Genomic DNA, 17,896 nt, shown 5'->3' on the forward strand with positions numbered 1-17,896 from the left:
TAAATTTGATCCCCAACCGGGACAAACAAAGCTACCACAAATCGATTTTGTCGATGTTTGAATAAAGACTAATCATGACCCAAAATGGGATCATTTTGCTTCTAGAGGGTCTAAAAATCGCGTAGAGTAGCTCAGATTCAATAAACGTACAATATACACTTATTTAAAAAACATTTGTATCTTTAATCCCTATAAACCTAAAAATTTTCAGTTGGATTCCCGCTATTCGCCCAGTGAAACAGCTACCTCGGAGTGAAAGAACACACTGACGCCCGTTTCGGTCAATGTAGCACAACAGCGATTGATGAATAAGAACGCTAACTAAACTGGATGTTGAAAGAGGTGGATTAAAAGATTATTAAGATGAGCGCACGTATTCGGCAGATTATTGCATTTTTGCATCTATATCTATCCTTGACTACTGTTGTTTATAGCCAACAGATGGGACTTGATCCCGTAACAAAAAATTATGAACTTCCCTCACTCACGATCAATCAGACGATACAGGATCGGGAAGGATACATCTGGTTTGCCTCCACACAGGGTTTAAGTCGATATGATGCTTATAATATCCTAAATTTTAAATTGAAGGATGCCGGCGGGAGAGCTAGCAGTCAACAAGCGATCCGTACGCTGATAGAATTAGAAAACAAACTTATTTTAGGGGGAGAAAAGGGCGTTTACGTATTAAATAAGCGTAATTATAAAGTTGTCCCACTGAACGATCCACGAGTAGCCAACGTTCGCGTCAACACCCTCTTGGTTGACGGATCAAAACGGCTCTGGATCGGCACAGATGATGGTATCTATATCTACGATAGCACATTGAAGCCTTTAACAGATGCCCAAATGGCTTCTATTCTAACGAATAGCATGCGAGGCAAAACCGTCAATACGATCTTTCAGGATAGCCAGGCTCGGATTTGGCTGGGTGTCTGGGGAGATGGCTTATTTAGGTTAAGTCAGGGTAACAACAAATTACAGTCTTATCCTAGACTAGGCCATCGCAACAATCCGTTCAAACTCATGGAAGACGACCATGGACAACTATGGATATGTACTTGGGGAGATGGAATTTATTTATTCGATCCGATGCGTTCGACGAATCCCTACCGAGAAATTGAAATAAAAAATAAGCGCCGACATGGCGGTAAAGAGGATCTCTTTTACAACATTCTTCAGGATCGAAGCCGCCGATATATTTGGGTGTTGTCTTTCTCGGGCATATCGACACTTCAATATCGAAATGGTCAATTACAAGAAATTGATCTTTCGGGCCACTTCAACAACACGACAAATATTTTTAACGATATCTACCAAGATAAACACGGCACATTGTGGCTCGCTGTAGGTGGTAAGGGGGTGTCTATGTTTAGCTTTGACAAACCAATTGTCAAAAACTATAGTTTCAAAGAGATAAAGGCACTTTATAGTATTTCTCCAAATCTAAATATGCTCTATCGCGATCAAACCGGAACCTTTTGGTTCAATCTGGAACGTTTTGGATTTGGTAGCCTCTCTCCGAAAACAAATCAACTCAATACCTACAGCAATTCCAATTTCAGGGATCTAATTTCGATCCGTGCTGTTACCTGTGCCACAGATTTTGGACAGGAACTATGGGTCGGCTCTGCCTATGAAGCTTCGATCAATGTTTTTCAGAAGAAGAGCAATACAATTCAATTCTTACGGAAGATCAATTTAGTTCAACAGATCAAGCATCAAGGGAAACCTTCGTTTTTCTTTACCGATATGCAAAAACGACTCTGGATTGCAACGACGCAGGGTCTCCTCCTAAAAAAATCGGAATCGGAATCCATCACGATGATTGCTAAGATAAAGGATCAGCCTGTAGCGATTGCCCAAGGAAAGGAAAACCATATCTGGATCGCAACGAAAGAAAACGGAATCTATTGTATCGATAATCGCGATTTACAGTCCATAATCAGACACCTAGGAAAGGAGACTCCAGGATTACGAACGGATCAGATTGAAACCATGGATGTTGATCGGGCCGGAAATCTGTGGATTGGCACCAAAGATAATCGATTACTCAATTATCAACTCGCGGACCAAAAAGTGTCAGAGATCGCCAACAGCACATTATTTGAGAAAAACCAGCTTCTTGATGTCGTCTGTCTCGATCGCTACACCTGGCTGTCTACAACACGAAATTTATACAAGATCAACCATGCAAACAAGCGTATAAGTGAATTTTCAGCAGCTGACAGCCTCCAAGTCAACATGTTCTCAAAACGGGCTTTTGCTGTAGACAGGAGCTCCAATACCATCTACTTTGGCGGGTACAATGGGATTGTTCAACTGGATGACCACAGCATCTTACCGAATTTTAACGAAAAAGTGCTTATTTCGGATATAAAAATCAACAATAGATCCATTGTTTTGGAATCAGAAAAGGATCTGTTTAGCGACGATATGGCTAGTTTAACACTGAATCCCCAAGACCAAAATATCGAAATATCTTTTTCTGCCCTACCTTTTAACCAAAATGGAAAAATACGGTATGCTTATAAATTGGAGGGTGTAGATAAAGAATGGATCTACGCTCCGCGAGATCGTATTTTTGCCACATACAACAATTTAAGTAAAGGAAAGTATCGGTTTTTAGTCAAGTCGACCGATTTGTACAATAAGTGGAATACAGCTTCTACTCAAATTGAAATCATAAAAAAGCCTGCCTTCTATGAGAGCAATTTAGCGTATCTTCTATACGCCTGTGCGTTTACCGGGATTGCCTTCTTTTTTATTAGTTATTCTGTCAAACGTTTTAAATTGAGTGGTGATTTAAAGATAGCGCAGATTGAAAAGGAAAAAACGAAAGAACTCGCGCAGTCCAAGCTCAGTTATTTCACCAATATTTCACACGACCTGCTGACGCCGCTCACCATTATCTCCTGTTTAGTTGATGATGTGCAGATGACTACAAAGAATAATTTGGAGCAATTCGATAAAATGCGTCTTAACCTCAGTCGCCTTAAACGGTTGCTCCAACAAATTTTAGATTTCCGAAGAATGGAAAATAACAGCATGAAGCTGCAAATCAGCGCGTCTAATTTCCCTTCTTTTGTCACCCAATTGGGTGACATGCATTTTGGCCCCATTGCCAAAAAGAAACAAATCGACTTTGAAGTTCAGCATGGAGATTGTCCTGAAATCCTTTTCTATGACGTTGACAAAATTGATAAAATTTTATTCAATCTATTATCCAATGCATTTAAATATACAGAGGAAGGTGGAAAGGTTACACTCTCGTATCATGTAGCGGAAAGCATGGGTTGCAACAGACTATTCATCTATGTTCGCGATAATGGTATAGGAATTTATCCCGAAGATATGGAGAAAATTTTCACAGCTTTCTACACCAATACTTCCACAAAACATCTTGAAAGTAATGGTATAGGACTATCCGTGACCAAACAGCTGATAGAGGCGCATCACGGTAAAATCGATGTTGAAAGCCAGCCCCATATCGGAAGTAACTTCCAAATCACGTTTCCGGTAGATAAAGTGTATTACCATAACCAAGGGATCGCTGTCATGGAACAACCTTTTGTTGAAGAAATTAAGGCTACCATTATAGAATCGAATACTGTCGATGAATGTACACCCAAAAATGCAACACAATCCAAGCTCAACCTGCTATTGGTGGAAGACAATGAAGAGCTCCGTTCGACTATGGCGCGAATTCTAGCCCAAAATTATCAGGTACATATTGCTGACAATGGACTAAAAGGTCTGGAAGTACTCGAACATACGGAAATAGATATCATTGTAAGCGATATCATGATGCCTGAACTCGACGGACTTCAGTTGTGCAAGACGATCAAATCCAATGCAGAGTTCAATCATATCCCTATTTTGCTCCTGACTGCCAAAAATAGTATCGAAGATCGTATTGAATGCTATCAAGCGGGTGCCGACGGTTACATTAGCAAGCCTTTTGAGATTAAAGTTCTGGAGGCCAAAATCCAAAGTTTTATTATTAATAAACGTTGTCGTCAACTTGTTTTTCAGCATAACACGCAGATTAATATTTCGACACTTGATCATACACCTTTAGATGAAAAATTTGTTCAGAAGATGATTCAAGTTGTCGAAGAACATCTTGCCGATGACCAATTTGACGTGATCAAACTGGGGGATATATTGGGCCTATCCAAATCAACGCTATATCGAAAGACCAAAGTCCTGCTGAACGTATCTCCCAGTGAATTCATTAAAAATATACGGCTAAAACATGCGTGTCAGATCATGGAAAAAGACCGATCCATTGCTGTTAGTGAAGTCGCCTTTGAAATAGGCTTCTCCGATCCCCGTTATTTTGCCACCTGCTTTAAAACAGCTTTTGGACTAACTCCAAGTGAATTTCAAAAAAATGCAGCAGCAAAATGGGTAACCTCAGAGTCACCTTAAGTTACAAATTATACTAAAATACGGATTTCTACTTATTCGAATCGGTATTTTACCTTTCAATTTGCATAAACCTTTTTATTTAATTTAGCACCACTTTTTTAAGCTATACCATGGGAAGCAAAACTATACTGATGTTGGACGATGATAAGCATGTCCTAGAAATATGTACAATAATTCTTGAAACAAATGGTTATAATATAGCGGTTTCACAAACCTCTCATGACATCATTGAAAAAGTGGAAGAGGTACGTCCAGATTTAATTCTGATGGACAATTGGATTCCAAAAATAGGGGGTGTTGAGGCCACCCGGTTACTCAAAAGTCATCCTTTATATCGCGATATCCCAGTAATTTATTTATCCGCAAATACCGAGATTGAAACGCTTGCACAGCGGGCTGGAGCCGACAGCTACCTTGCCAAGCCGTTCGATTTAGAAGACCTGGAAAATCGTATAGCTGAACTGCTGGAAAAGCCTTCCCCGCTTAGAACTTGTTAGTAGATTTTAGGATGCGCTATCTGGCAGCAGTTTACTTTAAAAGAGCACATTTCTATTGCCATTTAGATTTCAAGCACTAAATTTCCGACACAACATCCTCCTGTTTCGTATGCAGCTTGCTGCGGTAGGTAATCCCCCATTTGGCAATTTCGTCGATGATGGGTCCCAAAGTTTTACCACATTCAGTCAATTCGTACTCAACAGTCAAAGGTTTAGTGTTAAGCACTGTCCTTCTGATCAATTGATTCATTTCCAGATCCTGAAGTTCCTTAGATAACATTTTGGCACCAATCCCATCGACTTCGCGCAATAGTTCCATAAAACGCAACTTCTCCACTAACAATAAAGTACCGATGATGTGGAATTTCCATTTTCCTGCCAAAATTTCCATGCTATCATTGATGGCTAACATGCGTGTTTTGCATACACCCGATGACGTTAAAGTTGCTTCCTTTTTCATTTCACTATTTTTTATTCTTCTATTGCCGGCCGTCAGTGGTATTTTTAATTCCATAGACGAGCATTCTTAGATCAGTTGACTCGAGCGTCTCTGTTTCGTTGGCCTAAATTTCCAACAAAAATACAGATTTATAAAGTGATAAGGCACTATCTTTTTGGAAAGTAGTTTCTTTAAGGAAACTAATACCAAAAATAAACTATCTATACTTTACCTTTGTACCAGCAGCATCAAAAGCTCAGATTGGCAGCTTTGATGCTGTCAAAGTTTAAATCGTATATAACATTTAACAATAAAACGATAAAAAAATGAAAAAGCAATTAATTTCGGGTTTAGCCCTTATCTTATTGTTGGCGTCATGTCAAAACACAAATGGTGATAAAGCAACAACAACAACTGCACAGGAAGTAACTGAACAAACAGGACAAACTTACACTGTTGAAGCAGATAAAAGTTCAGTGAAATGGACTGGATACCACAAAGGTGGCTTAAATCCAAGATATGGTGTTCTGAAAAGCGAAGGTACGCTATCCGTCGAAAATAATGCTGTCACTGGTGGTACTTTCACCATCGATGTGAATTCTATTCTTACCGATTCTGCTTCGGTAGATCCTACAACTTCAGGTGGTAAAAAATCATCAGATTTGGACGCGCATTTAAAAAGTGCTGATTTCTTTGACGTAGCCAAATATCCAACTGCGAAATTTGAAATCACCAAAGTCGGTCCATTCGATGCGGCGCAAGGAAAAAGTGTTGTTGCTGACGCAACAAATACAGTTAGTGGTAATTTGACAATCAAAGATAAAACAGTGAATGTAACGTTCCCTGCAAAAATTACTTTCAATGGTGACGAGGTAACATTCTACTCGAAATTTACAATCCAAAGACAAGATTGGGGACTTACTTACGGTACAGAAGGTAACCCACAAGATTGGATGATTGCACAAAACGTTGACATCGAGCTTAATGTAACTGCAAAAAATGCTAAATAATTTTTAATAGCAATAAGTCATTCATGACATCAAATAGATTAATCAGGTAGAACTTACCTGATTAATCTATTTCTTTTATATACCCTTCAAATACGAGATCCTCCTGAGTAGACACATCGATCAAATGCGAATCCTTCAGGAGATATAACCGATCGCTTACATCCATCACTTGCCTAAAATTGTGGTCAGCAATCAATATTCCTTTGCGGTGTCTAACGTGTTCAATATGCGCGCTAATCTGCTCAATAAAAATAGGACTAAGCCCGAGAAAGGGTTCATCAAGTAAAACAAAAGAATGTTTGGTATGCAATAGTATTAAAGTTTCAATAAAACGGATCATCCCCGACGAGAGGTTCCTCAGACGCCTATTTAAATTTTCTTGAATACAGGATAGGTCCAGTAACCTAACCTGTTGAGATATACTGGATGTCGCAAGGATACTTGTGAGGTAGCTTAACGCACTAAAAATGCTCTCCATAATCGATTATTTCGGTTTTTAAAAGTATTTTTTTTCCACTATGATTGCTCAGTGTCGCTGTTGCTATTTTAGTTTTTGTATCGACACTGATCGCTATTTCGGCGCTATCCCGCCTTTTATCACTGAAAAATGAAGCAAAGTTTTTAAAAGTTTCATCTTCATCAAACATAAACCGGGCGGCGCAACGGTTATTATGCCGATCATACCATTTGATGTAAATGTCTTTCGGAAGGCCTCGAGCTTCCATATCCATATACCGGCGGCTCTCATCAAAGACTAAACGCTCTGCATTATAAAACTCAAAGTCTGCATCGAAAGCTTTAATGTCGGAAGAAAAAATAAATTTTGGCTGCAACTGATAGCGCATACGCAATTTATCCCAATAGCCATACGGAATAGGTTTGGTTGCAATTGCTTGCTGAATCTCCGAAGGAATAATTGAAGTGTCGGACAAAACCGTTTCTCGCCATTGCTTATTAAAAATATTTCCATACGCCCCATTTCCCTTGTATTGATCCGTAGCTTTGATCACTACTTTCTTAGCTTGATATCGGCCGATTTCAATTTGACGACGTCCTGTGCCTGTGACCCATATCACCAGTACGCCCCCCGGAGCAAAACCCAAAATAATTTTATTATAATGTTCCTCATTAATTTTGTTCGCTCCTTTTTCTTGAAATGACGTGCTGAAAAGTGTCCGCAATGTGTTGTAATCAATCGCACCCTCCATCCGATAAAAAGCATCTTCAACGAATGAATACCAAGTTACATCCAATGCTTTAGGCAATGCCATCATTTGCTCATACGAACCGCCCCCTGCTTGTCCCCACATGCCACGATAGTTTACAATATTGCCCTCGCTAAACGTAAATTCGTAATCTTCATCTTTTGGAAAGACAAAACGGCCTCTATATAGCTGAACCGGATAAGCTGTTGGATTACTCATCGCGCAGGACCATGTATAGCGTCCGTTCTTAATATTATCTTCCTGTGTGAGACGTTCCTCCCGGAGTTCATTAAAGGTTCTTATAGTCGTCGATAATGCAAATATAACCGGAAGTGAAACCAAGAGTCCAAATAGCGTAAATATTACATATTTCCACGATGTTAAAGCCCAGGTTATCATCATGCCGCTGGATAAGGAAAGGAATGCACTGATTGTTAACATCCAAGGCAGCATTTCCTTAATTACCCCAACTAAATCCGCATAATAACGATGTTCGTACGCATTATCCAACGTAAATAAATACAGTAATACTGGAAGCAAGAAAGAAAAAAAGCAATAAAATAAGAATCCGTAAGCAAATTCAAAAACGATTTTTTGTTTCACTTTCCCACTAAATTTCTTCCTAAAGACATCAAAATGAAAATAAATCAATGTGAGCATAATAAAATAGGGCGAACAGCAGAAAGCTGCATACGTCATATTTAAATCCGCTTCATGTACAAGTAGCGTCGCGATGAGACTAAAAGTAGCAACCAAAAAAGCACAAACTGTAACTCTTACAATCATTATATTTTGTTTTAATCCTAAAAGCTATTGTCTTCTATCCAGATACAACAACACATTCTAAAAATAGTAAGAAATATGTTAGGAATATGAGCAGATCAATATTCTACCGTCCTGATCCAATATTCGACCCAAAGCAGGAAAATGAAATCTTTTAAGTAAAGTCAATCAAGTTTACTACCTTCGTTTTTATTGTTACCATCATGGATACTTATTATAAAATTAGAAAAGCCACAGCAAGCGATTCGCACCGTGTCCCTGAAATTATGCTTCAGGCAATGGAGGATATGATATTCCGCTTGATCCTACGAAAAGATCAACAGGCAGCCGTAAATTTTTTAAGGCGGCTTTTCCAACAAAAAGGAAATCTATACAGTTATGAAAACACTTTTGTGGCCGTTGACATGGATGACCGGATTATAGGCTCGTTGACAGGTTATGATGGTGACCGGTTTATTGCATTAAGACAGCCTATTCTGGATCTTATCGCGGAGCACTACGCAAATAATTTGATTCCAGAAACTGAAACAGCCGGTGGTGAATTTTATATCGATTCCATCGCCGTTACCCCCAGTGCAAGAGGTAAAGGAATCGGAACCAAACTTTTACACCATGCCATTGCACATGCTAAAGAAAATCACTTTAATCAGGTTGGTCTGCTTGTTGGCCTCGCGAATCCAAATGCGCGAAAACTCTATGAAAGGATTGGTTTTAACATTGGGAAGAAAACGTACGTTGCAGGTAGTGAATATTACCATATGTATATGCAGCTTACCTAAATAGAGCTCTTGTTAAACTTACAACCTATAAGTATCACGAGAGCCCCATCAGCATGTTGTTGGATTAAAAGCAATCCCGTAGAACGATGTCAATCAGAAGTAGGAGTGTTTTCTTTGTCAAATACGGTGATCATAGCTCGATAGATGCCATAAATTAAGAAGAGCAGACTTGTCAGGGTAAGTCCCAAATACTCTACCAACCATGCGATAAGAATAGCTACCAAATGAATTTTACCATTGTCGGGTTTAAATGCTGCTCCCGAATAAATGTAGTAAGCGATTGAACCAAATAAAACGATCCATAATACCGCATATATATAATGAAGCGGATTTTTGCTGAGTCTCCTATTTTTAAACATCTGTCAATTTTTATGATTTAGTAACCAATCCGTTATTAAAACTACAAACGGATATGTCGACAAAAATAAGTATCCTCTAGGTTCTGACAATACATAGTTATTATTCGCAGCAGGTGGTTTAATATTCGCGTGATCGACCATCAAAATTGACCTCATTAAGACGATATATAGGTATTAAATCAACTATCCTCAGGAAATAAGCCTATCCCGCCCTCTTAAAACAGAACCCCGACATCCAAAAAATGACGGGGTCTTTCTATCATATGTTCAGTTATTTTGCTAAATACTTTGCGCTCGTATATATGTCTACAGTATATCGTATACTATACGACTAAGAATCTTAACAGGACAGTTTACATGCTATTTTGCAAGCTGATTCAGTTCGGACTGTGAAAATGCATGATCGCCTTTAAGATAACTATTGGCTTCTTTTAAATACTTGTAGATTACTTCCCTACCCTTTGGGTTGGGCAATTTATGCAAATTGTTCACCAAATATTCCTTATCACGCAATCGATCTTTACCATAATTTAAAAAAGAGGGTGCGTGTGTCTGTACACACCATCGAATAAAACGTAAATCGATATTGTCGGGATATTTCATGATCATTTCTTCTAAAAGCTTCTTTCCTTTTTTAAATTGACCCAATTTCGAAAACGGGTTGCCCATATGTTTGGCCCATAAAATTTCATAAGCAGCCAGGTACCCCTTTTCCGTTGCGGAATTGGCAGATTTTTCCAATAATTTCAGATTCGTTTCGCAAAGCTTCTTGTTTTGAACGGCGCTCGCATAATCAGATCTCATCTTATCAACATCGACTTGTCCAAAACAACATATCGTACATAACACCAGAGAGACACAGATAAAAAATCGTATAACCATTTTCAATTCAATTAAAGTATAAAATAGAAACTGTTCTGTCATATAACAATATCGAACAGCTTTGAGTTTTCTTATTTTTCAATACAATGAGTACGCCATTTATTTTGCCATTTTCCCAATCCAATCAATAGCACCGCGATGAGGACGAATACCAGAGTCATTCCCAAACTGTTCCAAATAACTCTTCCCATGCCCAACGCAGAAACGTTCATAAAAGGATAAGGATAAAATCCAGAAACCGATCCATGCCACAAGGTATACAATAAATAGCCTAATGGGAAAATCAACCAATAGAAAATCTGTTTCCAAAAAAGCGCTTTTTTGTTACAGAATAGCCACCAAAAGATAAAAAAACTCAAAGGCGTGACAACATGCAGTATTTCGTCTATCACACTGAGTAACCCGCTTGGATGTAATAAAAAACGAAGTAAGCCATTATAAATAAGTGCAACAATAAGTATATAGAGTGTGACGGCAGTAATTGTTTGGGACTTAGTGAAGAATAAGCCCATTCGGCTTTTTGCCGAGAAAACAGTAAAAAAACAACATAATAGTACCGACACATTACTTAAAATTGTAAAATAGCTAAAAAACTGTATTACATAATCGGTTGTGCCAAGCTTTGAAATAAAAGCACCTAATATAAATTGCCCAACAAGGGCAAATAGAGTGACTAAACCAATGCTACCAGCAAAAACCGATTTTAATGACTTTTGAATCTCCATATCCCTATTAGCCTTAGCCCTACTAAATATAAAGATTTTACACGCTATTTGAAATTAAATGATAAATTCAATCTATCGAAAAAACGGCGGGCAATTCTTTGATTGCCCGCCGTCTTAATCACAACATAAACTAAACACTACGTTAGAAGTTTGCTTATTGGTCTCATTTATTTTTGTTTCATCTTATCAGCTAAAAGTTTCATATAAAAACCTCCAACTACACTACGCGCCTTAAAATTTTCACGAATCCCGGTATTGGAATCATAAAAATCATTCAAAGGGACGCGGGATTCCGTTTGAATTGCATGGTTATACACTGGTTTTACCAAAGCTTCAAATGCCTCTCTGGATGGAGCAAATGATGCTGTCCAAAGAATCCAGTCGTTTTTGGTGTAGGCTTTGCGGCTGTCCAATGGTATGCCGAATCTATTTTGCTTGGTTAGGTAATACTTAATTTCCGTATCGTAGACTTTTTGAGGAAATAGATTTAACCCCAACACTTTATCCCAGATCAAATTATATTTCTGACTCCAAGTATTTTTATCATCAAATGTCAGCGCATAATGGTCGCCGGCATCTGCCATTTCCATCCATCTTGGAACCATTTCCTCAGCAATTGCACGGTATTTTTTTGCAATGGCTGTTTCACCAATGGCTTCGGCCAGCTGCGCATAACAAGCGATACCAACAATTGCTTTGACAGATAAGTTCGTATTTCGAGCAAGGTGACCGGCAAAATCGTCTGTACAAAGCTGTGTCTTAGGATCAAAACCATCTTTAACAAGATAATCTACCCAGGTAGTAAGGGTTTTCCAATGCTTTCGAGCATAATCACTGTTGCCCTGCACTTTCGCGATCGCCGCAGTGAGAATAATCATATTTCCTGACTCTTCCACCGGCATCGGTTCGCCATACGTCTGACCATTCGCGAGTGGATAAGTACCCAAATCGTGCGCGGCCCAAGGGTATGGATATTTCCCGCTCTCGCTAAAATGAAATATTCCACTCAACATTCCTTTCAACAACTCCGGATTGTAGATCAAATACAAGGGGGCTGAAGGATAAGTGACATCCACCGTATTGATAAATCCCCCACTATTATTTTCTTTCGACAGCCATAATAGTTCATTTTGCGGACTTTTTACCAAGGTATGGGCTGCAATACTTTGACGATAAGCCAGTATACTAAGATGTGCATACTCCTTTCCACCCGATTTGAGCGCATCTGCATATACGGCTTTGTCGAATGCCAGGCATTTATCGAGCACGCTACGGTACTGGTCTGCTGCCAAAGTCAGCTGATTTTCCATCGTTTCTTTGCCAGAATTGTTCCACCATGGCCGCAGATTATTGTTGAAATACTGAATCGCATAAATCTCATCGTAGCCAACCTCAACAAAACGCTCCTCCGCTTTCGCCCCCACAGTTCCAAATGGAATGACCGTGTTCAGCGCAAGTGATGTACCCTTAACGGTTTTTGCAGCGGTCGTCGTTCCCTTTCTAAAGGCATCTACAGCTCCGGCCCTCGGACTAATAAACTGTTGCGTTTTATCCCGCTTCGGCGAAGCAACGTAAAAATACCCCCAGTCTATCCGCATATCATCGGCCCCTTTCTGCAAAATGGGTTGTTCGACCGTTCCCGTTTTTAGGACAGACAATTTTTCTGTCTCATATTTTTCGGCGGTTACTTCCTGTGAAGGTTTATACACCGCAATATTAGCGGATGCACTTAGAAAAACTTTCACCGCATGCTGCTTGCCATCATTTGCTTTTACGTTGTATGTGATATAGCTTACGGGGCGAGCCAATACATTCAGATCATCCATCAGCAAAGGCGACGTAAAGGTTAATTTTAGATCCACCTTACCGGCCTGAAAATTATAGACCGTACGCGTCGCTGTTATTTCCACATCTTTTTGCACCGCTTCCTGAATCCGTGGCCCACGCTCTTTAAGCCTGTCAACCAATCCAAAATCCAGGTAACGACCGCCAGCAGTATTCTTCAAATGGATGGCAATATGATTTTGCCCGACCTTTAAATTCGCCTTGTCAATCGGCAAATATTGAAAGCTGTTGGTCCAACCTACCTTTTCGTACACCTTCTTCCCATTCAAAAATACTTCGATATTATCATCATGATTGAGTTTTAGAAACAGCTCATTGATACCCTTCAGATCCGCAACGGAAAACTCACGTCTCACCCAGATATCGTCTGATTTCCAAAGTGTCTTTACCTGCTGCGCATCATCACCGATGGGTGCACGTCCCGATTTCCACGTATCCGTATGATAAGTGGAAGACTCCCAGCCGCCTTGAGGCTTTGATTCAGTATACTGTACCGTATAAGATTTATCTTCCGAAGTCGGTAGAATGACCGCATAACTAGGCTCTTCTTTGCCAAGAAAACGATAAGTATTGCCATCAACATCAATTAAACCCAACAGTGAATGATCAGCGTCTGTCCAGTGTTTCGTTGTCGAAGAATGAAGCTGGTCCGTCATGGACCATATACTGAAATTGGGGTTGTGTGTAATCAATGGATAAGCTGGAGCTTTGCGTTCTTGGGCTTGCCCATCTAAAACAGCGGAAACGCAGGCCACAATAATACAGAGACCTATCTTCCCAAGTTTGTTCATTGCATAAATAGATTTTTGAAAAGGTTTAATCATATTTTTTGGATAAAATTAGCTATACAGTTTTCCCTATTGAGCATTTGCCCAATCGTTTTAACAAAGAAAGTTGGAATAATTGGGATTCAGCTGTCGCATCGTATCATTTTACCTTCAATTTATATCATATTTGACAATCTGCCATCTAATCAAGATAATTATTATCTTTGAGAACCCGCCCGATCGTTTTGTGCACAATGACCTAATAAACATCGGCATTCAATTTTACCAACAACACAATGAGAAGTATTTCTATTTATTTCTTCATAACCCTATCTTATCTTTTGTCAACAAGCTTACAGCTCTATGCACAAGAAATGGATTCGGTCAATAAAAAAGAGCTGGATCTGAGTTCCCTACTAAATGGAATCAGGCAACAGCAAATCAATGATTCGCTGGAACGGGTAAAGCTTCAGCATGAAATTGCCGACCTTAAAAGTCAAAATAGCCCCAAAAAGGAGAACTTAAAACAGCAGCTCAATGAGTTTGATGAAGAAAATACTATTCGGCAGCAGCAACTGAAAGTCAAAGTAGACTCCATAAAAAAAAACACAAAAAGATACGCGGTCGCGCCGTTTCAAGACACTTTATTCTATATCTACAATAAGCTTGGATCATCGTTAGCCAAAGATCGCGCTTTCAACGTTGTGAGCAGAATCCACAATCTCTATGAAGATGATTTTGTGAAAGTAGATTCATTTAAAATCGAAAACAACGAAATCAGTGCTGACATTGTTTATAAAGATCTGGTGATTACCTCTATCACCGAACTTGATGCACTTCTTGAAGGGAAAAGTAAAGAAGAAATTGCGGCAAACTATCTAAAAAAGATTCAAGATAGCATTACAGCTGAACGTGAAGCGAACAGCATCACAAAACTTCTTACCCGAATTGGACTCGTACTTCTTATTCTCATTGTTTTTTCTATTTTGATCCTATTAATAAATAGGTTAAAAGCATACGGTACACGACGCATACTAACGGAACGAACGCAGCGGATTAAAGACATTAAAATCAAAAATTACGTACTCGTTACTTCGGTACAGAAAACACGGATGTTTATTCATGCGATTAATATTTTACGTTGGGGATTGATCATCCTAATCGCCTTTATCGTGCTGCCTATTGTTTTCAGTGTTTTTCCATTTACACAGAGCTGGGCGTCCAATCTGATCGGACTTTTCACAAAACCACTTAAAACGGCTGTGTTGGCCATATGGCATTATATTCCAAATCTGATCACCATTTTAGTGATACTTGCCGTCATGCGCTATGCGATTCGATTTATAAAATATATTTTCAGCGAAATTGACAAGGGCAAATTAGAAATCAATGGCTTTCACCGTGATTTTGCCATGCCAACCTTTACCATCGTCCGCTTCCTGCTGCAAGCATTTACGCTGGTACTCATATTCCCCTACTTGCCCGGAGCCAATTCAGATATCTTTAAAGGAATATCCGTATTTATTGGTATCCTGTTCTCTTTGGGGTCATCTTCTGCGATTTCCAATATCATTGCAGGTCTTGTGATCACGTATATGCGTCCTTTCCGGATCGGAGACCGCATCACCATTGCTGACAAAACAGGTGTTGTTATCGAAAAATCACCTTTGGTAACGAGGCTTCGAACCATAAAGAATGAAGAGATTACAATCCCCAATTCCTCTGTTCTTTCTGGAAATACAGTGAATTACTCGACCTTTTCGGCAGATGGAATCTGTTTTCAGGTGGAATTAACGGTCGGTTATGAAGAGCCTTGGCAACGGATCCATGAGTTGCTTTTAAACATACCACCGCGCGTAAAAAGAGTTAAACTTAATCCCGCACCATTTGTGCTACAAAAAAAATTAGATGATTTTTATGTACTCTATGAGCTGAATGTCTTTATTGAAAGATCTGCGGAAATTGAATTTGCAAAATCTGAAATTTTTCAGTTCATTCTTGACGACTTTTTAGCCGCAGGAATCGATATGAATGGACCTCATATCTATGCTAAGGCAGAACATGTACAGCAATATAATCCAAATAAACCTGGCAAGACGCAAGAAGACTAACCTCAGCAATAGCCGCTCTGCCTATCGAGCAGTTTACCTAAAAGCACCCGTGTATAGACGTTTGTGCTGGACCAGTTTGTATTAGCTCAATTGGACTAGCTTTTTCCTAATAATTAGCTGTAATTTTGACTGCAATAAAAAGTAATACAACCGCAACATGGATGAGTTTATAACAGAAAATATACGCATCATACAACAGCGTATCGACAAAGCGTGCAAAGCAAACCAGCGCGATCCCCGAGAAGTAAAATTATTGCTGGCAACCAAAACTGTCCCTGCCAAACGTATCGAAATTGCATTGCAAACTGGTCAAACTTTAATTGCCGAAAATAAAGTGCAGGAACTGAAAGACAAATTTGAGTATTTAAAAGCTATTCCCCATGTTAATCATTTTATTGGTCACCTGCAAACCAATAAAATCAAGGATCTGCTCAAATACAATGTATCCTGCATACATTCAATAGATCGTGTAGATCTTGCCGAAAAATTGCATCAGCGCCTTTTAAAAGAAAATAAAACCATGGAAGTGCTCATCCAGGTAAACACTTCCTTCGAAGAGAGCAAATATGGCGCTGCTCCAGAGAAAGTCATCGATCTGGTTCAGCAAATAGCCACATTTAGCACACTAAAAATTAAAGGACTGATGACGATAGGTCTATTGAGTGCCAAGGCCGAACAGGTAAGAGCCTGTTTCAAATTGCTTAAACATATTCAACAACAAATTATAGCCCTAGCTATTCCTGATGTATCGATGAAAGAACTGTCGATGGGCATGAGCGGGGATTTAGAAATAGCGATAGCGGAAGGCGCGACGATTGTCAGGGTAGGAACGGCAATTTTTGGACAGCGCCCTACTCCAGATAGTTATTACTGGAATGAGAATCTATAAGATAAAAAGCAATGCGGATACATTTTATACAACACGAAGTTTTCGAAGCACCCGGAGCTTATTTAGCCTGGGCAGAAAAAAAACAGCATGAGGTCACCTTTTCCCACGTCTATAGACATGACCATTTGCCAGAACAAATCGATTCCATCGATGTGTTGATCATTATGGGCGGACCGCAAAGTCCAGATTCATCCCAAATCGAATATCCTTATTTCGACGCTAAAGCCGAAATCGCTTTTATCCGCCGATGTATCAATGCAGGCAAGGCTGTTGTCGGTATATGCCTGGGCGCACAATTGATTGGCGAAGCGCTGTCGGCAACATACGAACACAGTCCGCAAAAAGAAATTGGAGTTTTCCCGATCATGCTCACAGCAGAAGGAATTCAAGACAGCAAAATAGCTCATTTTGGCAGCCCGATACCGGTCGGACATTGGCACAGCGATATGCCTGGACTTCGTCCAGAAAGTAAAATCTTAGCAAGCAGCGTCGGCTGCCCTCGGCAAATTGTTCGCTATACAAATCTCGTCTACGGATTTCAATGCCATATGGAACTCACACCTGAAGTCGTCCGGCTTTTGATCGCTGCAGAAGAAGATCTCTTTCTTCAAAGCCAATCGCTCCAGTTTGTGCAATCACCTGACGAAATTCAGGCTTATGATTACAGCGAAATGAACAGCAAACTTCATACATTTTTAGATTTACTTGAAGGCGCATACGCGAAAAGCCTAGTCAATACATGAAGCGTATCTGTCTAAATGGGAGCGTAAAAACTCACAACGTTAATTCATTATTTGGGCAAAAATAGTAGATTTGGTGCAACACAAAAAAACTAGTGATGAACCTAATACACAGTCAACTTTTAAAAATCGGCTATCTAGCCCTTCTGGCATTTCTTTTACACGCCTGTGTTTCCCAAAAAGAAAACAAAAACATCACTTGTTATCAACATCAGGTTATCGAGCAGCTTGTTCTAGAAACGGACTCCAGTTATAGAGTTCAAATTGGTATTATGGCAGTTACCTTCTGGTTAGATAATCAGGATGGTCAACTGACCAAAAAATTAAAACTCCTGCAACAGAGCTACACGCAACGAAATAAAGTTGATGTCGCTGTTCAGCAAGGTACCAACAAAATCATTCGTGTCACTAAATCAGAATAAAACAAGCTT

15 protein-coding genes are annotated in these 17,896 nt (G+C 39.5%); 8 read left to right on the forward strand and 7 right to left on the reverse strand.

Translation table 11 applies throughout. The features are described from left to right. Nucleotides 1-363 precede the first annotated feature (363 nt). Together VXM68_RS21670 and VXM68_RS21675 are read left to right on the forward strand one after the other, a co-directional pair. Nucleotides 364-4,434 (forward strand): response regulator, encoded by a 4,071-nt coding sequence (locus VXM68_RS21670; protein WP_367210021.1) that lies wholly within the window; start codon nt 364-366, stop codon nt 4,432-4,434. A 110-nt stretch (nt 4,435-4,544) separates the two neighbouring features. Next, entirely contained in the window at nt 4,545-4,931 is a 387-nt protein-coding gene (locus VXM68_RS21675; protein ID WP_312378828.1) for a response regulator, read from the forward strand. A gap of 76 nt (nt 4,932-5,007) precedes the next feature. Here VXM68_RS21675 and VXM68_RS21680 read toward each other — a convergent pair whose 3' ends face one another. After that, a complete protein-coding gene (locus tag VXM68_RS21680) occupies nt 5,008-5,445 on the reverse strand; it encodes a helix-turn-helix domain-containing protein (protein ID WP_293952133.1) in 438 nt (145 codons plus the stop codon). 251 nt (nt 5,446-5,696) lie between these two features. On the opposite strand from VXM68_RS21680, the gene VXM68_RS21685 reads away from it, so the two are divergent. After that, nucleotides 5,697-6,380, forward strand: a complete 684-nt coding sequence (locus VXM68_RS21685) for a YceI family protein (RefSeq protein ID WP_293952131.1) — start codon at nt 5,697-5,699, stop codon at nt 6,378-6,380. A 61-nt stretch (nt 6,381-6,441) separates the two neighbouring features. Here VXM68_RS21685 and VXM68_RS21690 read toward each other — a convergent pair whose 3' ends face one another. After that, entirely contained in the window at nt 6,442-6,858 is a 417-nt protein-coding gene (locus VXM68_RS21690) for a hypothetical protein (RefSeq protein WP_367210022.1), read from the reverse strand. Further along, nucleotides 6,842-8,371 carry a DUF2931 family protein gene (locus VXM68_RS21695; RefSeq protein ID WP_367210023.1) on the reverse strand — a complete coding sequence of 510 codons (1,530 nt, stop codon included), beginning with the start codon at nt 8,369-8,371 and terminating at the stop codon, nt 6,842-6,844. Before VXM68_RS21695 ends, VXM68_RS21690 begins: the two co-directional genes overlap by 17 nt. Nucleotides 8,372-8,571: 200 nt before the next feature. On the opposite strand from VXM68_RS21695, the gene VXM68_RS21700 reads away from it, so the two are divergent. Beyond that, a complete protein-coding gene (locus VXM68_RS21700) occupies nt 8,572-9,147 on the forward strand; it encodes a GNAT family N-acetyltransferase (RefSeq protein WP_367210024.1) in 576 nt (191 codons plus the stop codon). An 89-nt stretch (nt 9,148-9,236) separates the two neighbouring features. Here the strand turns inward: VXM68_RS21700 and VXM68_RS21705 are convergent, their stop codons facing one another. From VXM68_RS21705 to VXM68_RS21720, 4 genes are all read right to left on the reverse strand, one after another. Then, nucleotides 9,237-9,506: a hypothetical protein gene (locus VXM68_RS21705; protein WP_367210025.1), complete on the reverse strand. Its 270-nt coding sequence runs from the start codon at nt 9,504-9,506 to the stop codon at nt 9,237-9,239. Nucleotides 9,507-9,866: 360 nt separating this feature from the next. After that, entirely contained in the window at nt 9,867-10,310 is a 444-nt protein-coding gene (locus tag VXM68_RS21710; protein ID WP_293952121.1) for a hypothetical protein, read from the reverse strand. A 149-nt stretch (nt 10,311-10,459) separates the two neighbouring features. After that, complete coding sequence (locus VXM68_RS21715) at nt 10,460-11,113, reverse strand: Pr6Pr family membrane protein (RefSeq protein ID WP_293952120.1); 654 nt, start codon at nt 11,111-11,113, stop codon at nt 10,460-10,462. 167 nt (nt 11,114-11,280) lie between these two features. Continuing rightward, nucleotides 11,281-13,782 carry a DUF4965 domain-containing protein gene (locus tag VXM68_RS21720; RefSeq protein ID WP_367210026.1) on the reverse strand — a complete coding sequence of 834 codons (2,502 nt, stop codon included), beginning with the start codon at nt 13,780-13,782 and terminating at the stop codon, nt 11,281-11,283. Nucleotides 13,783-14,021: 239 nt separating this feature from the next. Here VXM68_RS21720 and VXM68_RS21725 point away from each other — a divergent pair, with 239 nt between their 5' ends. The 4 genes from VXM68_RS21725 to VXM68_RS21740 all read left to right on the forward strand — a co-directional run bounded on the left by VXM68_RS21725 (nt 14,022) and on the right by VXM68_RS21740 (nt 17,887). Further along, nucleotides 14,022-15,836: a mechanosensitive ion channel family protein gene (locus VXM68_RS21725; protein ID WP_367210027.1), complete on the forward strand. Its 1,815-nt coding sequence runs from the start codon at nt 14,022-14,024 to the stop codon at nt 15,834-15,836. 157 nt (nt 15,837-15,993) lie between these two features. Further along, nucleotides 15,994-16,725, forward strand: coding sequence for a YggS family pyridoxal phosphate-dependent enzyme (locus tag VXM68_RS21730; protein WP_367210028.1), 732 nt, complete (start codon nt 15,994-15,996; stop codon nt 16,723-16,725). An 11-nt stretch (nt 16,726-16,736) separates the two neighbouring features. Further along, a complete protein-coding gene (locus tag VXM68_RS21735) occupies nt 16,737-17,468 on the forward strand; it encodes a glutamine amidotransferase (protein ID WP_367210029.1) in 732 nt (243 codons plus the stop codon). A 95-nt stretch (nt 17,469-17,563) separates the two neighbouring features. Continuing rightward, complete coding sequence (locus tag VXM68_RS21740) at nt 17,564-17,887, forward strand: hypothetical protein (RefSeq protein WP_367210030.1); 324 nt, start codon at nt 17,564-17,566, stop codon at nt 17,885-17,887. Nucleotides 17,888-17,896 lie beyond the last annotated feature (9 nt).

The sequence above is a fragment of the Sphingobacterium sp. R2 genome, assembly GCF_040760075.1.
Taxonomy (GTDB): Bacteria; Bacteroidota; Bacteroidia; order Sphingobacteriales; family Sphingobacteriaceae; genus Sphingobacterium.

Excerpts from the sequence above, each read along its gene's own strand:
- VXM68_RS21730 (WP_367210028.1), top strand. The coding sequence starts at position 15,994 with ATGGATGAGTTTATAACAGAAAATATACGCATCATACAACAGCGTATC.
- VXM68_RS21695 (WP_367210023.1), bottom strand. The coding sequence starts at position 8,371 with ATGATTGTAAGAGTTACAGTTTGTGCTTTTTTGGTTGCTACTTTTAGT.
- VXM68_RS21735 (WP_367210029.1), top strand. The coding sequence starts at position 16,737 with ATGCGGATACATTTTATACAACACGAAGTTTTCGAAGCACCCGGAGCT.
- VXM68_RS21705 (WP_367210025.1), bottom strand. The coding sequence starts at position 9,506 with ATGTTTAAAAATAGGAGACTCAGCAAAAATCCGCTTCATTATATATAT.
- VXM68_RS21690 (WP_367210022.1), bottom strand. The coding sequence starts at position 6,858 with ATGGAGAGCATTTTTAGTGCGTTAAGCTACCTCACAAGTATCCTTGCG.
- VXM68_RS21670 (WP_367210021.1), top strand. The coding sequence starts at position 364 with ATGAGCGCACGTATTCGGCAGATTATTGCATTTTTGCATCTATATCTA.
- VXM68_RS21675 (WP_312378828.1), top strand. The coding sequence starts at position 4,545 with ATGGGAAGCAAAACTATACTGATGTTGGACGATGATAAGCATGTCCTA.
- VXM68_RS21725 (WP_367210027.1), top strand. The coding sequence starts at position 14,022 with ATGAGAAGTATTTCTATTTATTTCTTCATAACCCTATCTTATCTTTTG.
- VXM68_RS21720 (WP_367210026.1), bottom strand. The coding sequence starts at position 13,782 with ATGATTAAACCTTTTCAAAAATCTATTTATGCAATGAACAAACTTGGG.
- VXM68_RS21710 (WP_293952121.1), bottom strand. The coding sequence starts at position 10,310 with ATGAGATCTGATTATGCGAGCGCCGTTCAAAACAAGAAGCTTTGCGAA.
- VXM68_RS21740 (WP_367210030.1), top strand. The coding sequence starts at position 17,564 with ATGAACCTAATACACAGTCAACTTTTAAAAATCGGCTATCTAGCCCTT.
- VXM68_RS21685 (WP_293952131.1), top strand. The coding sequence starts at position 5,697 with ATGAAAAAGCAATTAATTTCGGGTTTAGCCCTTATCTTATTGTTGGCG.
- VXM68_RS21680 (WP_293952133.1), bottom strand. The coding sequence starts at position 5,445 with ATGGAATTAAAAATACCACTGACGGCCGGCAATAGAAGAATAAAAAAT.
- VXM68_RS21715 (WP_293952120.1), bottom strand. The coding sequence starts at position 11,113 with ATGGAGATTCAAAAGTCATTAAAATCGGTTTTTGCTGGTAGCATTGGT.
- VXM68_RS21700 (WP_367210024.1), top strand. The coding sequence starts at position 8,572 with ATGGATACTTATTATAAAATTAGAAAAGCCACAGCAAGCGATTCGCAC.